Source organism: Streptomyces spongiae (assembly GCF_009377185.1).
GTDB classification, from domain to species: domain Bacteria; phylum Actinomycetota; class Actinomycetes; order Streptomycetales; family Streptomycetaceae; genus Streptomyces; species Streptomyces spongiae.
In genome coordinates this window covers 1-14,955 of record NZ_VJZC01000005.1, presented here as the reverse complement: position 1 = coordinate 14,955, position 14,955 = coordinate 1, and the positions used below count along the sequence as shown (strand labels likewise).

9 protein-coding genes and 1 pseudogene are annotated in these 14,955 nt (G+C 69.6%); 3 read left to right on the top strand and 7 right to left on the bottom strand.

Going from position 1 to position 14,955, the window contains the following annotated elements:
* The first annotated feature begins 19 nt into the window (after nucleotides 1-19).
* The 3 genes from FNH08_RS01645 (at nucleotide 20) to FNH08_RS01635 (ending at nucleotide 6,153) form a co-directional block, all read left to right on the top strand.
* The gene (locus tag FNH08_RS01645; RefSeq protein WP_152769417.1) at nucleotides 20-2,386 is read left to right on the top strand and encodes a SpoIIE family protein phosphatase; all 2,367 of its coding nucleotides are present in this window, start codon (nucleotides 20-22) and stop codon (nucleotides 2,384-2,386) included.
* A 149-nt stretch (nucleotides 2,387-2,535) separates the two neighbouring features.
* Nucleotides 2,536-3,549: a zinc-binding dehydrogenase gene (locus FNH08_RS01640; RefSeq protein ID WP_152769416.1), complete on the top strand. Its 1,014-nt coding sequence runs from the start codon at nucleotides 2,536-2,538 to the stop codon at nucleotides 3,547-3,549.
* A 249-nt stretch (nucleotides 3,550-3,798) separates the two neighbouring features.
* Nucleotides 3,799-6,153, top strand: coding sequence for an ATP-binding protein (locus FNH08_RS01635; RefSeq protein WP_322723471.1), 2,355 nt, complete (start codon nucleotides 3,799-3,801; stop codon nucleotides 6,151-6,153).
* Here FNH08_RS01635 and FNH08_RS01630 read toward each other — a convergent pair.
* The 7 genes and pseudogenes from FNH08_RS01630 to FNH08_RS01600 form a co-directional block, all read right to left on the bottom strand.
* Nucleotides 6,120-7,313 carry a cytochrome P450 gene (locus FNH08_RS01630; RefSeq protein WP_152769414.1) on the bottom strand — a complete coding sequence of 398 codons (1,194 nt, stop codon included), beginning with the start codon at nucleotides 7,311-7,313 and terminating at the stop codon, nucleotides 6,120-6,122. The genes FNH08_RS01635 and FNH08_RS01630 overlap by 34 nt on opposite strands.
* 66 nt (nucleotides 7,314-7,379) lie before the next feature.
* Nucleotides 7,380-8,039: an alkaline phosphatase family protein gene (locus FNH08_RS01625; RefSeq protein WP_152769463.1), complete on the bottom strand. Its 660-nt coding sequence runs from the start codon at nucleotides 8,037-8,039 to the stop codon at nucleotides 7,380-7,382.
* A gap of 21 nt (nucleotides 8,040-8,060) precedes the next feature.
* Nucleotides 8,061-8,564, bottom strand: a pseudogene (locus FNH08_RS01620) (hypothetical protein); the annotation flags it as partial.
* Nucleotides 8,564-9,178 (bottom strand): EboA domain-containing protein, encoded by a 615-nt coding sequence (locus FNH08_RS01615; RefSeq protein WP_152769413.1) that lies wholly within the window; start codon nucleotides 9,176-9,178, stop codon nucleotides 8,564-8,566. The pseudogene FNH08_RS01620 and the gene FNH08_RS01615, both read right to left, overlap by 1 nt.
* 24 nt (nucleotides 9,179-9,202) lie before the next feature.
* Nucleotides 9,203-10,111: a sugar phosphate isomerase/epimerase family protein gene (locus FNH08_RS01610; protein WP_407704317.1), complete on the bottom strand. Its 909-nt coding sequence runs from the start codon at nucleotides 10,109-10,111 to the stop codon at nucleotides 9,203-9,205.
* Between the two features lie 180 nt (nucleotides 10,112-10,291).
* Entirely contained in the window at nucleotides 10,292-11,485 is a 1,194-nt protein-coding gene (locus tag FNH08_RS01605; RefSeq protein ID WP_322723469.1) for an MFS transporter, read from the bottom strand.
* A 161-nt stretch (nucleotides 11,486-11,646) separates the two neighbouring features.
* Nucleotides 11,647-14,874, bottom strand: coding sequence for a bifunctional cytochrome P450/NADPH--P450 reductase (locus tag FNH08_RS01600; protein WP_152769411.1), 3,228 nt, complete (start codon nucleotides 14,872-14,874; stop codon nucleotides 11,647-11,649).
* Nucleotides 14,875-14,955: the final 81 nt, after the last annotated feature.

Here is a 14,955-nt window from a genome sequence, read left to right as displayed (position 1 = left end):
GGCAGGTAAGGGATCGGCCATGACCTCACACGAGCCGCGCCGCCGGCTCCCGCCGTCGGCGGAACAGTCCTCCATCCTCACGCGGGCGGCCGTCGTGGTCGCTGATCACGACGGCAGGATCACCCACTGGAGTACGGGCGCGCGGGTCCTGTGGGGATACCCGGTCGAGGACGCCGTGGGCCGGCCACTGACCGACCTGTTCACGGACGACGGTCTCAGGCCCAGACATCGTGACCGCCATGAGCTGCCCGTTCCGGTCGATCTGCACCTCCTGCCCGGCAGCCCCGGAGAGCCGGGCGGTTTCCTCCTGTCGGCACGGCACCCGGGTGACGACGGGCCGGGGCACGACGAGGACGAGCTGACCCGGTGGATGTTCGAGCAGTATCCGTGGCCGCTCGTGGTCTACGACCCGCAGGGGCGCGTCCTACGGCTCAACGAGGCACTCGCCAAAACGGTGGGACGGCGCGAGGACGAGGTCCGTCACCGGACCACCCCGCAGTTCGCGCAAGGGCCCGTCTACGAGGAGGGGCACCGCAGGGTGCTGCGGGTGGCGCGGACCGGCGTCGCCGAGGTCATGGAGGCGTTCGTCAGAGCACCCGGCGAAGCGCGCGCCCACGCGTGGGGCATGGACATCTTCCCCCTGAGGGACGCCGACGAGGACGTACGCGCGGTCGCCGTCGCGTCCTACGACCACTCCGAGCAGTACGGCTCCAGGCAGCGGCTCGCGATCCTGAGCGAGGCCCGTACCCGTATCGGCACGAGCCTGGACATCGAGGGAACCGCGCGGGAACTGGTCGACGTGGCCGTGCCACGATTCGCCGACGCCGCGGCCGTCGACCTGGTGGACGCCGTCTTCGAGGGGCGACTGCCCGCCCCGGGCGTGCCCGGCCCCGACCGGCTGCGGAGAGCCGCGTCCCGATCGGTACACCTGCCGTCGCACGGCCACGACTCCGCACCGGGCAGCGCACCACGCACCTTGCGCGATACGCCCCTCGCGCGTTGTCTGAGCAGAGGAGAGGCGGAACTGCTGCACGTCACGGCCGCGGAGGCCGACGGGCTCCTCCCCGGACACGGGCGAGGACGCCCCGGGAGCTGCTCCCTGATCGTGGTGCCCCTCCGCGCCCGCGGCACGATGCTGGGCAGCGCCCTCTTCCTGCGGGACGCGGGCTCCCGAGAACCCTTCGACGGCGACGACCTGACCGTGACCGAGGATCTGGTGGCGCGCGCCGCCGTCTGCCTCGACAACGCACGCCGCTACGCACGTGAGCGCGGAATCGCACTCGCCCTGCAACGAGCCCTGCTGCCGCACGGCCGTGTGCTGCATCCGGCCGCGGAAACGGCCGTGCGCTACCTGCCCGCGGAGGACTCGGCGGAGGCGGGCGGGGACTGGTACGACGTGATTCCGTTGCCCGGCGCCCGGGTCGGCCTCGTGGTCGGCGACGTCGTCGGGCACGGCATCCACGCCAGCGCGACCATGGGCCGCCTGCGCACCGCGGTGCGCACCCTCGCCGACCTCGACCTGCCCCCCGACGAACTGCTCACGCACCTGGACGACATCGTGACGCACGCGTCGGACGGCGAGCAGGACCCCACCGGTGCCGAGCCGCAGGGCGACATCGGGGCGCGATGTCTGTACGCGGTGTACGACCCCGTGTCGCGCGTTCTGTCACTGGCCCGTGCCGGGCACGCACCGCCGGTCCTGGTGCGCCCGGGTGGTGTGGCCGAGACCCTCGACGTGCCGGCCGGACCCTCGCTCGGACTCGGCAGCCTGCCCTTCGAGGCGGTGGAGTTCGCCCTCCCCGAAGACAGTGTGCTCGCCCTGTTCACCGACGGTCTCGTCTCCGCCGGTGGCCAGGACACCGACGACCGGATGCGGACGCTGTGCCGCTGCCTCACCCCGCCGGCGGCCTCGGCCGAGGAGATCTGCGACCGCGTGCTGTCCCGGTTGGAGACCGCGCCCCGCGACGACGACGCGGCCCTGTTGATCGCCCGCACCAAGGCGCTCGACCCGGACCACGTGGCGACCTGGGACGTACCCGGTGACCCCGCCGCCGTGGCCGACATGCGCTGCCGCGCGTCGGAGCGGCTCACGGCCTGGGGACTGGAGGAGGCATCGTTCATGACCGAGCTGGTGGTCAGCGAACTGGTCACCAACGCGATCCGGTACGCCTCGGCTCCGGTCCGGCTGCGTCTCATCAGGGACCGGTCGCTGATCTGTGAGGTCTCCGACGGCAGCACCACCTCGCCCCATCTGCGCCGGGCACGGCTGAGCGACGAGGGCGGACGCGGACTCTTCCTCGTGGCCGAGCTGACCCAGCGCTGGGGCACCCGGTACACGACCACCGGCAAGACGATCTGGGCCGAGCAGTCCCTCGAACCCGCTTGAGCCGGTGCCGGCGGGACGGGTCCGTCCTCGTGGTGCCAGACGTGCCACCGCGTGGCACGGGCGCGTGTTCCTGGCAGGTATGGGCTGATAGACGGGACAGGCGCCAGGAGCCCATCGGCTCCGGGAAACATCCTGCGAGGAAGACACCCATGGACCTCATGCGAGCCGCACGCCTGCACATCCCCTCCCACACGCTGACGATCGAGGAGGTTCCGAAGCCGGCCCCCGGGCCCGGTCAGGTCCTCATCGCGGTCGCGGCCGCCGGTGTGTGCATGTCGGACGTCCACCTCATCGACGGCACCCTCGGCCGTCCGCCCCACCTCCAGGGAGACACCGTCACCATCGGGCACGAGATCGCCGGCACCATCGTCGAACTGGGCCCCGACGTCATCCAGTTCCAGGAGGGCCAGCGCGTGGTCCTGCAGGCGGGCGATGTCAAGAACGGCCAACTGCACACACGGGGCGTCGACTTCGACGGCGGATGGGCCGAGTACGCCCTGGCCGCTGTGGAGTCCGTGTTTCCCCTGCCCGATTCGCTTCCCTTCGAACAGGCGGCGATCGTCCCCGACGCGGTCTCGACACCGTGGGACGCCATCGTCCGCACCGCCGCCATCAAGCCGGGAGAGGCCGTCGGAGTCTGGGGAGTGGGCGGCCTGGGCGCCCACGCCGTCCAACTGCTCCGGGCCGTGGGCGCCTTCCCGATCATCGCGGTCGACCCGACGCCGGGAGCGCGGCGACGCGCCCTGGACCTGGGCGCCGATCTCGCGCTGGACTCGGCTGACCCGGCCTTCCGTGAGCAGGTCCTGGCGGTCACGAAGGGCCGTGCCCTGAACGCCGCCTTCGACTTCGCCGGCGTCAGCGCCGTCCACGAGCAGGCGCTCACGGTCCTCGCGCCCGAGGGCCGGCTGATCCTGGTCGGGCTTTCGGGCAGGCCTCTGGTCGTGCACGACAGCACCATGTTCAGCTACCTCAAGCATGAGATCCGTGGCCACTTCGGCACCGAACTGGACGCCGTGCCGAAGCTGGTGGACCTCGCCGCCGGTGGACGGCTGGACTTCTCCCGGTCCATCACCGACGTACTGCCACTGGAGAAGGCCGGCGTGGCTGTCGAGCGCCTCCAGACCAAGGAGGGCGACCCGCTCCGTCTGATTCTCAAGCCCTGACACGGGTGCGGGGGACAGGTGCGCGAGGTGGCCTGTCCCCTTCCCAGGGCGGTCCGGCCGGCTGGTACAGCACAGATGTGACCAGTCGGCCAAGCGCGGGCTCCTGCGAACCTCTCCAATTCCTGTGTCACCATGGGCCTGACATGTGGCCCCGGGCGGAGATGCGCTGGGGACGATGCGCACGGCGGAAAGGCGAGTAAGACCGTGGAGGTTGCGGCAGGGAACCTTCCTGCTACGCTCACGCCCCTGGTGGGCCGACGACGGACCGTCACGGAGATTCGCCGCCTGATCGCCTCCTCCAGGCTTGTGACCCTGGTCGGCACCGGCGGCATCGGCAAGTCGAGACTGGCACGGGCGGCCGCCGCCGTGACCCAGTCCAAGGGGACTCTCACCGGTGGCGTGTGGTTGGTCGACCTCGCCTCGGTGACGGACCCGGAGGCCGTTCCCGGCGTCACCGCCGCGGCTCTGGGCGTTCACCATGTGGGTGGCAAGGCCACAGTGCCTCTGATCGCTGCCCACCTGGCCGATCGCGAGGCGCTGATCGTGCTGGACAACTGCGAACACGTCGTGGGCACCTGTGTGGCTCTCGTCGACGGTCTGCTGTCCGCGGCACCTCGGTTGCGGATCGTCATCACCAGTCGGCGGACCCTGCGCATGGTCGGCGAGCAGGTGTTCCACGTCCCCGTTCTGCTCCCGGACGAGGCAACCGACCTGCTGGTGGCGCGTGCCGTGTCGGTACGGCCCGATTTCCGTGTCTGGCAAGGAAACCGCGACGCCGTCGACCGACTCTGTGCCGCTTTGGACCGGCTGCCTCTGGCGATCGAACTGGCGGCCGCCCGGCTGCAGACGCTGACGGTCGAGCAGTTGGCGGAGCGTCTGAAGGACCGCTTCGACCTGCTGATACGGGGTAACGGAGCCGCTCGCCCTCCGCACCGGACGCTCCGCGCGCTCATCGACTGGAGCTATGAGCTGTGCAGTCCCGCCGAACGCGTTCTGTGGAACAGGATGTCCGTCTTCGCCGGAGACTTCAGCCTGGACGCGGCCGAGGCCGTCTGCGCGGGAGGCTCTCTCGCAAGGCCTCACGTGCTGAATCTCCTCGACTCCCTGGTCGCCCAGTCGGTCGTGGCCACCACGGAACGGGACGGCGAACTCCGCTACTCGCTGTTGCAGACCGTGCAGGCATACGGACGCCGGCGGCTCGTGGAGTCGGGAGAGGAAATGCTTCCGCTGCGGCAGCACCGCGCGTACTTCCTCGCTCTCGCGCGTCGTACCGCCGAAGGCTGGTTCGGGCCGGGCCAGGCAGAGGCCCTGCGTCGTCTGCGGACCGAGCACGAGAACTTCCTGGCCGCTCTGACCTGGGACATACCGTCACCGCCCCAGCAGTCGGGCCGGATCGGGCCCTCCGTGTCGGACCCGGACCCTCCTGACGGCCAGGCAGCGCTCGCCCTGGCCATGGAGCTGCGCTATCACTGGTGCGCCGGAGGAGCCCTGGCGGACGGCCGACGCTGGCTCGACCGACTCCTCGCGGCTCACCCGGAGCCCACCCTGATCCGTGCGAAGGCGGTGTGGTCGGTGGCCTGGGTGACTCTGCTCCAAGGCGATCTGGCACAGGCCGACCGACGGCTGGACGAGGCGGAAGCGCTGGGCCGACGTCTGGACGATCCGCTGACGCAGGTTCAGGTCATGGGTCTGCGAGGACTCGCGGCAATCATGGGCGGCCGACTCGAAGACGCTGTCGAGCTGCTCCAAGGGGCCGTGGACGGCCTGCGCGCTCTCGCCGAGCGCCCTGCCGCTCTGTTCTGGCTGTTCCAACTGGCCATAGCCAAGTCCCGGCTCAGGGACCCCGGAGCCGCGGAGGTGGGTGGGCACGCGGTGGCGGAGGCCGAGTCGTTGGGCGAACGGCACAGCCGGTCGTATGCCCTCTGGGCACTCGCCTTCGACGCGTTCGCCCGTGAGGATTTCGAGCAGGCTGCCGCGCTGATCCACTCCGGCCTGCAGATTCAGCGAACTTTCAACGATCCCTTCGGAAGCGCCATGCACGTCAACCTGCTCGCATGGATCGCCACCGCCGGAGGCGACCACCAGAAGGCGGCGCGGCTGCAGGGATCGACGCGAGTCATGTGGCGGAGGATGGGAACGACGATCTTCGACTTCGGCCCACAGCTGTCCGACTTCCAGACCCGCTCCGAGACCGCGAACGTCGAAGCCCTCGGACGCGCGGCCTTCGAGGAATGTGTCGCGGCGGGGAGCCGCTACGACACAGCCCGGCGCTGCGCCGAGCTGGGCCTGGAACTGCATGCCGGCATCGTGCCCGGTTCGGTGGCTGTGTCCAGCCCCTTGACGCCCAGGGAGGAGCAGGTCGCCGCATGGGTGGCCGAGGGGATGGGCAACCGGCAGATCGCGTCGATACTCCAGCTCTCGCCACGCACGGTGGAGGGGCATGTGAAGAACATCCTGGGCAAGCTGGGTTTTCATTCCCGTGCGAGGATCGCGGCCTGGTGGGCGGCCGGCCGGGAGTCCCCGGAGAACGCCCTTCAGCGAGGACTGCGCGAGGCGGGTGCCCCCGCCCGCTACCAGGCGACGGGAAGGCGCTCGACGCCGTGAACCGCGCGCCCCTTGAAGGCGTGGTCCTCGGGGTTCTCCAGCAAGCGCAGACCCGGCAGCCTGCGGAAGAGGGTGGGCAGGGCGATCTGTAGTTCGGCGCGGGCCAGGGACTGCCCGACGCAGTGGTGCAGCCCGTGTCCGAAGGCAAGATGGCGGCCGGCGTCCCGGGTGACGTCGAAGCGGTCCGGGTCGGGGAACACGGCCGGGTTCCGGTTGGCCGCCTGAAGAGCCACGATCACACCCTCCCCGGCCCGCACGGTCGTGCCCGCGATCTCCACGTCCTCGGTGGCGATGCGGCGAAGACCGATGTGGACCACCGTGAGATGACGCAGCAGTTCCTCCACCGCGTCCGCGACCGCTTCCGGCTCCCCGCCCAGCACGGCGAGCTGCGCGGGATGAGCGAGCAGGGTGACCACGCCCAGGGACAGCATGCTCGCCGTTGTCTCGTGGCCGGCTATGAGGAGTTGCACAGCCAGGCCCGCTGCTTCCTGCACGCTCAGTTCGCCCGCTTCGACGCGTTCCGTGGCGAGCCTGCTGAGGAGATCGTCCGCTGGTTCCGCGGACTTGGCGGCGAGGAGATCCAGGAGATAGGAGAACAGCGCCGCCCATCCCGCCCGCATGCGCTCCGGCCCCTGGTCGACGGTGGCGAAGGCCGCGGCCTGCCGGTGGATGAACTCCCGGTCGGCGTACGGCACTCCGAGCAGCTCACAGATGACCTGCAAGGGCAGGGGCAGGGTGAAGGTTTCCACGAGGTCGGCGGTGGCCGGTGTCCGGCACAGCAGATCGTCGACCAGACGGTCGGTGAGCTTCTGGATCGCCGGCCGCAGGTTGTCGATGCGGCGGAACGAGAACTCGGGGATGAGTGTCCGGCGCAGTCTCGTGTGGTCGGGCGGGTCCATGGCGAAAAGCTGGCCCGGAGACAGCGGCGGAGGGGTCGGCTGGAGTCCCGGGAAGCCCTCACGGAAGTTCTCACTGCTGAATCGCGGATCCGCCAGGACGAAGCGGGCGTCCTCGTTGCGGGTGACGAGCCACGGTGTGATGCCGGGCCACAGCGTGATCCGCCGGATCGATGCCTTCTCCCGCATTTCGGCGTATTCGGCGGGGGGATCTAGCAGTGTGCCGCGGTGCAGGGGCAGAGGCGGCGGAACAGTGTCGGGCATGGTCATTCTCCGGTGGAGGGCGGCGAGTCGTACGACAGATCATCGAACTGAACCGGGGCGATGCCGTCATGGACGGGCTGCGAGCGGATGAGGACCGACCGCCGTCCAGTGGTCCGTGCGGGCCTCGGTCCGCAGTCTCGTTGCCGGTACCGCACGGTCATGGAGAGGGCCGGTCGGACTGTGTCCCGGCATGCGGTGGCCGTGGACGTGCTGGGCGAAGTCCGGTGCGTCGGCGTCGTCCAGCCAGTAGTAGTAGGTGAACCAGGCGTCGGGTTCGGCGAGCGCGACGAGATCACCGGACGTCCCTCGGTCCATGCCGTATACGGCCGTATCCTCGCTGTCGAGGATTTCGGCGACTCCGTCGAGAGCGGCGATCGTCCCGGCCACCCCGGCACGGTCCGCGGGGTCGCGGACGTATATGTGGGCGACCCTGTGGTCGGCGAAGGCGAAGGCCCGGGACGTCCACGGGTTCAGGTACTCCATCCGGCCCTGGACGTAGACCTCCAACAAACCCGCGTGCCGCAGAGCTCGGTTGATGTCGATGGGTCGGTGTGCGGGAGCGAGCCCGTACTCGCTCAGCACCACCACGCCCGCCGCGAGCAGGTGGTCGATGTACGGGCCGATGCCCTGGTCGAACTCGTGGCCGACAGGGGCCGCCTCCGGCGAGTGGCGTGGCAGGCCTGTGGCGAGGCCCACGCCGGACAGACCCACTGGACTTCGGTACATGGTGGTTCCTCGCTGACGTAACTCTCCACCGCGGCGAATGGAGTTTCCTTCGAAGAGCGCCGTCTCGTCGGGTGAGAGGGAGCCGATGTCGAGTCGCCCGCTCTGTCCGTAGAACTCGGCGGGGTTGCGCCACGTGGTCCACGTCGTCCTCGGTGAAGCCGTCGGCGAGCATGGCCTCCGCGGCCCTGCGCGTTGTGAGCGGATCGCTGCGCCCCCGGTCGGCGGCCGAGTTGACCTCGGGTAGATGGAGAAGCCCATCTAACTGCCGCTGTCCTTGACGAGGTCGACGGTCAGCTCGTTGAGGTGGTCGACGAGGACCCGCTCGGCGGGGATGGCGGACTCGCGGACCACGTCGAGCGTGCGCCGGGTGCCCGCCGCCTTGTCGCGGTGTGGGAACCGACGGTGGTGCGTGGCTGGCCCAGCCAGAAGGCCGGTTCCACGACCGCGCGCACGCCGCCGTGTACATGGCCTCGTAGTCGTTCGTGGTGGCGAGGTCATGTGGATATGAGGGTCGAAGATACGCATCAGACGGTTCCTTCATTGGTCGATGCCTGGAGCACGTCCCGTACGAGCGGCTGTATGCCGGCGGGCACCGGGCGACCCGCGGCGATCCTCTCCTGGGCGAAAACGTTGAGCATGCGGAGGAGTTCGTCGTCAACACGGTCCGGGTACCCAGGGGCACCGGTCAGCGGAATCTCACAGAAGAGGCACTTGAGCACGGCCTGCCGGAAGGCGTGGGGATCCAAGTGGATGGCGTAGGGCCCGAGTGCCGCCTCGACCAGGGTGGTGTCGTTGCTGCGCAGCGCTTCCTGGACCAGGGCCAGTCCGAGGGCGCCGAAGGAGGGGTCCGCGTCCTCAAGGTACGGCAGGGCCTTGAGGACTGCGCGCTGCTCGGCGGCGTCGCCCAGCCGGAACAGCCGGGTCACCGCGGAGGCGAGGTCCTGCCCCCGCTGGGGCAGGCTGAGCAGCAGGGCCGCGCGCACGTCGTCGGCGGCGGTCCGGCCGCACCGGCGGCCGACAGCGGGGAAGACGCTCTCGATGAACTGAGGTTCCGTCCCGATCCTCGTGCAGGTGTCGGCGACCCAGGCACGGGGTTCGGGGTCCAGCGGGAGCAGGAGGGGAGTGCGCGGATCCGACATGATGCCTCCAGGAGTGCTGTCGGCTCAGGTGCCGTTGGTCAGTGAAGACCGCAGGAAATCCAGGCAGCGACGGGCGACATCGGGGGCGGCCGCGGAACCCTCCTGGATCTCCACCGAGACCAGACCCTGATGCCCCATGGCGGCCAGTTCGGCCAGGAGAGGCGGGAAGTCGATCTCGCCCAGCCCGAATTCGAGGTGGCGGTGGACGCCACGCACCATGTCCTCGATCCGCACGTTGACCAAGTGCGGTTCGGCGAGCCGAAGACAGTCCAGGACCGGAGCGTCCTCCACACAGTGCGCGTGACCGACGTCGAAGGTGATGGCGAAGCGTTCGTGTCCGCCCAGCAGGTCACGGAGCCGGAGACAGCGGGTGACGGTGTCGACGAACGTGTCCGGTTCGGGCTCGAAGCCCAGGGTGATCCCGCGTGGTGCGGCGTGTTCCAGGACGGTCTCGCAGCCGGCCGCCAGTCGTCTCCAGGCAATCTCCTCGTCCAGCCCCGCCGGGGCCGGGCCACTGGCGAGTTGGACCGTCGGCGAGCCCAGCTCCTGGGCGATCCAGGACGCTCTGCGCAGCAGGTCGATACGGACCTCGCGATCCTCCCGCGCCTCCGACATGAGGTTGGGATGGTGGGGGCGCCAGGGATCGAGGAGGTAGGGGGCCCCGGTCTCGATCGTCACGGTCATTCCCGCCGCGTTGAGCAACCTGGCTATGTGGGACACCCGTCGGGGAAGAGCGTCCGAGTAGGGGTCGAGGTGGCCCTGGTCCAGGGTGAGGGCCAGGCCGTCGTAGCCGAGGTCGGCCAGGACCCAGACCACGTCTTCGAGACGGTGATCGGTGAACCCGTTGGTGCCGTAGCCGAAGCGGAGAGGTGCGGCCGAGGGACGGGGGCCGGAGTCCTGCCCATCACCCCCATGGCCCGGGGCCTCTACGATGCCGGTCACCGGAGCGGCGTCCGTCGTGCGGTCAGGGGTGCTTTCGACTGGGGGGCACGAGACTGTCGAGATGCTGTGCGGTTCGCCGCACTGGAGTTCATGTTCGTTGCTCCTGTCCTGTCGCCGGCCCGGGCCGCGTGCGAGGGGGCGAGACATGGGTGTGTGTTCATCGAGGCCGGATCACTGAACGGACGGAGCCTCATCCCGCTCTGCGGCCGGGATGCTCTCGCTCGCCGAAACCGTCATCTTCAGAATGGGCAGCGAGGCCACGAAGGTGCCCATTCCGAGGAGAACGCCGAGCACGGTGATTCCCAGGGTGTCGAGGAACGTCCCCACCAGGAGAGGCCCGAAGCCGACTCCCAGCGCGCTGGCTCCGCTGAGGGAGGCCACCAGTCGTCCGGTGGAGTCGAGAACGGCGGCGGCCCCGAGTGTCTGTATGAGCACGGCGAGTTGGGTGGCCTGCCAGACGACGGACATGACGATGAACAGCGGGGACGAGTGGGTGGTGACGAGGAGCGCCATGCTCACGGCCTGGACCACGACGAACCCGGCCAACGACCGCATCCGCCCGAGACGTTGAGCGACGTACGGGCCCACCACGGCGCCGACGAGTGCCGCCACGCTGGAGACGGCGAGGACGATCGAGAGGTCCGAGGAGGACATACCGGTGTGTTCGTGCCCGAGGACGGAGGCGTACGACCATGCTCCCAGGGTCACTGCCCACAGCAGCGCCATCCCCGTCAGCAGCACGGCGGAAGGCCGGGGGGCCGTCCCGGTCTTCTTCTCCTGGACCACCTCGGTGACCTGGGGCGGTGAGGCGTCGGGCAGTCGTCCCACCAATGGCCAACCGATCAGGCAGGCCACCCCCATCACCAGGCAGCCGAACCCCTCGGTGAGGTTCTGGTTGGCGGCGGGGACGGCCACGAGCAGCAAGGCCGTGGCGCAGACCGTTCCCACGACGGTGAGGGTGGATGCCCTGTCCGGGTTGTCGGTCGAGGCGAGGGCGGCCGTCGCCATGGCGTAGACCATGCCCAGTCCGACACCGATGACCAGGTTGGCCACGATGAGGCTCACCGGGTCGGAGACGAAGGTGGCTCCCACGAAACCGACCACCGCCACCAGGAGGCCGAGGCGCGCCGATTTCACCCGCCCCGGCCGGGTGGCCCGCTCGGCCATGGCCAGGGTCACCACCGCGGTCGCCAGAAGCTGCGAGGCGGCGACGAGACCGGACTCGGAATCGGACATCCTGAAGCGTGACGCGATGTCCTCCACGAACACCGGCATCACATTGGCTCCGGCATAGCCCAGCGACACCCCCGTCACCAGGGCTACGAGTACGCCGAACGTCAGGGACGAACTGCGGTGCTTCGTCACCTGCCCCTCCGATCGGAGTTCTCTCGCGGTGACTGGGCTCGTTCTTGGAAGCGCACACTCGTCCTGACGACCATGGGGACCTCGTAGGCAGATGGGAGGGATGGACCCGGGTGGGTCATGGCCCCGGCCATGACCCACCCGGTCGGAGGCTGACGGTGGCGTCAGCCCGCCCAGACGTCCTCGTTGTAGTGGCCGGACTCCACCAGGGCCTCCAGCCAGGTGGTGGCCTTCTCGTAGGAGGAGCCCGTCTTGTCGCAGTAGATGGTCTTGAAGGCCTCGCGGACCGCGGGGGCCATGCGGCGTCCGTCACCGCAGATGTAGACGCGGCCCCCCGCTTCGATGGCGTCCCAGACCTCCTGGGTGTCGTTCAGGATGCGGTCCTGGACGAAGCGCCGGCCGTTCTCGGGCGCGTGCATGAACGCGGGGCGGAGCTGGACGGCCCCGGCGCGTTCGGCGGCTTCCAGTTCGTCGCGGTGCAGGTAGTCGACCTCGGGGTGGTCGCAGCCGAAGTAGACCAGCGCCGTGCCGGTGGTGATCTTCCGGTGGACCCGGTCGAGGACGGCACCGCGGAAGGGTGCGAGTCCGGTTCCTGCGCTGACGAGGATGACAGGGGCGGTGCTGTCCTCGGGGAGGCGGAAGTCCTCCCGGCAGGGCAGCACTCGGGCCTGGATGGTGTCCCCGGCGGTGATGGTCTGCAGATAGTGGGAGGCGATGCCGGTGAAGGTGCCCTCGCCGCCGCGATGGGGCTGCGCCAGCAGGGAGACCATGAGGTCGACCTCACCGGGGGACGCCTCGGCGGAGGAGGAGATGGAGTAGTGGCGGGAGCGCAGCACCGGAAGGAGTTCCAGGAAGCGCTCGAAGGGCACCTCACACGCCGCATAGCGCTCGACGAGGTCCAGCACGCTGCGGCCGACGGCCGTGACCTGCTCGTGGAACGTGTCCGCGTCGGCGGTGGCGAGTTCGGTCAGCGGCTTCTTCTCGGGCGGGCAGGTGGTGTGCTCGGCCAGGACGGCGACCTGCTCCTGTGTGGCGGGGTCCTGCAGTTCGACGAAGTCGGTGAGCAGGCGGCGCAGGGTCAGGGGACGGTCGACCGGGAGGGCGTTGCGGCTGCGACGACGGGCACGGAGCCGTACGGTGCGGTCGAGGTCGAGGCCGAAACGGTCGGTGACACGCTGCACGAGGGCGTCGGGGTTCTGGGGCAGGACGGCGAAGTGGTCGCCGGTCCGGTAGGTCACCCCGTCGGGAAGACGGAGCTTCAGGAAGCGCTTGGAGCGGCCCAGCGGGTCGTCCATGTCGACGAGTTCGTACGCGTCCAGCACCTCCATGGGCTGTACGCCGTGGCGGGCGGCCAGCTCACCGGTGACGGAGTCGGTCGCCTCCTGGAGCTCGTACAGCCCCTGGTCGCTGTCGGTCGCCTCGGCCGGCCGCTGTGTCGTGTCGGACGCCTCGGCGCTGCCGTACTCCGCGAGCAGCGTCGTCCACAGCCGGCTGGTGAAGCGGTCGACGGCGCCACCGAAGTCCCCGGAGGCGTCCGCTGCGGCCCGCTCCACCAGGCGGGTGGCGCCGGCGGCGGCCAGGCGCTCGTCGATCAGGGTGGGGATGCGCTGGTAGGTGGCCGCCCAGTTGCGGTCACCGACACCGAGCACCGCGTAGGACAGACCGTCGAGGGACCCCGGCTCAAGCTCCTCCAACCAGGAGACGAACCGGTCGGCGTCGTCGGTGGGCCGGCCGTTGTAGGAAGCGGCCACGATCACCACCGGGCCCTCCTCGTCGGCCAGCCGGCCCGCCGCGTCGTTCAGCGGGGCTGCGGAGGCGCTGAAGCCGTACTCGTCGGCCTCTCCGGCGAGATCCTGCGCGATTCCCACGCACGTACCCAGGTTCGAACCGTGCAGGACCCGCAGTCCGGTGCCCGCCGCGCGCGTTCCGCTCGTCTGTGGCTCACCGCGCTCCGCGTGAGCCTCGGCCACGGTCACCGGGGTGCGGCGCTCGTCGGTCTGGCGCCGCACCAGCTTGAGGGTGAAGTCCTCCGGCTTGATCGTCAGACCCTGGGTGACCTTCAGCTCGTAGGCGGTGTGGTCGATGAACCGGTAGCGGTGCACCAGCATGGCCAGGACCAGCGTCGCCTCGTGGAGCGCGAACTGGCGGCCGATGCAGGCCCGGTCGCCGGTGCCGAACGGCTTGAACGCCTGCGCCGGCCGTGCGGCCTCCCGCTCGGGCGTGAAGCGCTCGGGGTCGAAGAGTTCGACGTTGTCACCCCAGGCCGGCTCACGGTGCAGGGCGGGAATGGTGACCATCAGCGTCTCGCCCTTGCGGACGGCGTACTTGCCGCCGATGACGGTGTCCTCCAGTGCCTCCCGCGCGAATCCGGGGGCCGTCGGCCACAGCCTCAGCGTCTCGTTGAGGATCTGGCGGATGTACTGGAGCTTTCCTATGTCGGCGTACTGGGGGTCCAGTTCGTCGGTGTCGCCCCATAGCGCGTCCACCTCCGCCTGGGCCCGCGCCAGAATCTCCGGATGCTTCGTCAGGTAGTACAGGGCGAAGGACAGCAGCCCGCTCGTCGTCTCGTGCCCGGCGACCAGGAAGGTGATCACCTGGTAGCGGATGTTGAGGTCGTCGAGCGGCTCCCCCGTCTCCTCGTCACGGACGTGCAGCATCCGCCCGAGCAGATCGGCCGTGCTCGTGTCGCCGGACGCCTTGCGTCGCGCGATGACGTCGTCGACCAGCTCGTTCATGAGGGCGACGTCCTCCTCGAACTGCTCCTTCTGCTTCCAGCGGAAGATCTCGGTGCCCGGGATGGACTCGTTCTTGATCTGGACGTACATCATGGCCCGGGCCAGCGCCACGACGAAGGGGTGCAGTTCATCACCGCGCAACGACTCGAAGTCGTACTCGAAACCGCACAGCCCGATCGTGTCGAACGTCAGCCGCGTCATGTCGGCGGCGACATCGACGGAGCCGTCACCCGCCACCCCGTCCCACCTGGCGATCAGGTCCCGGGCGACCTTGAGCATCGTCCCGTGGTAGTCACGCATCGCCCCCAGCGAGAAGGCCGGCATCAGGACGTCGTGCGCCTTGCGCCAGTTCGGCTCGTCGTTGTGGGCCGTGAAGAGCCCGTCGCGGCCCATCGCACGAAGACTCAGCAGGTCCGGATGGAGGTTCTTGCGGAACCGTGACTGGTCGCTGATCTCGTCCACCAGGTCCATCCCGTGGACGAAGGTCATCTCGGTGCCGAAGGCCTTGAGTTTGAACAGCGGGCCGAGCTCCTTCGCCTCCTTCATCAGATACAGAAGGCCGTCGAATCCACTGGGCACATCCAGGGCGTGTCCGATCAGCGGAAGGGCGGGGCGCTCGGGGATGGGCACGAGGTCGGACACGGACTGGTTCGTCATGGATGTCTTCCGTTCTGTTCTGTTGCGGGGCGGCGGCAACGTCGTCAGCGAGTGCTGGAGTGGCAGGCTCCGGCGGTGGGC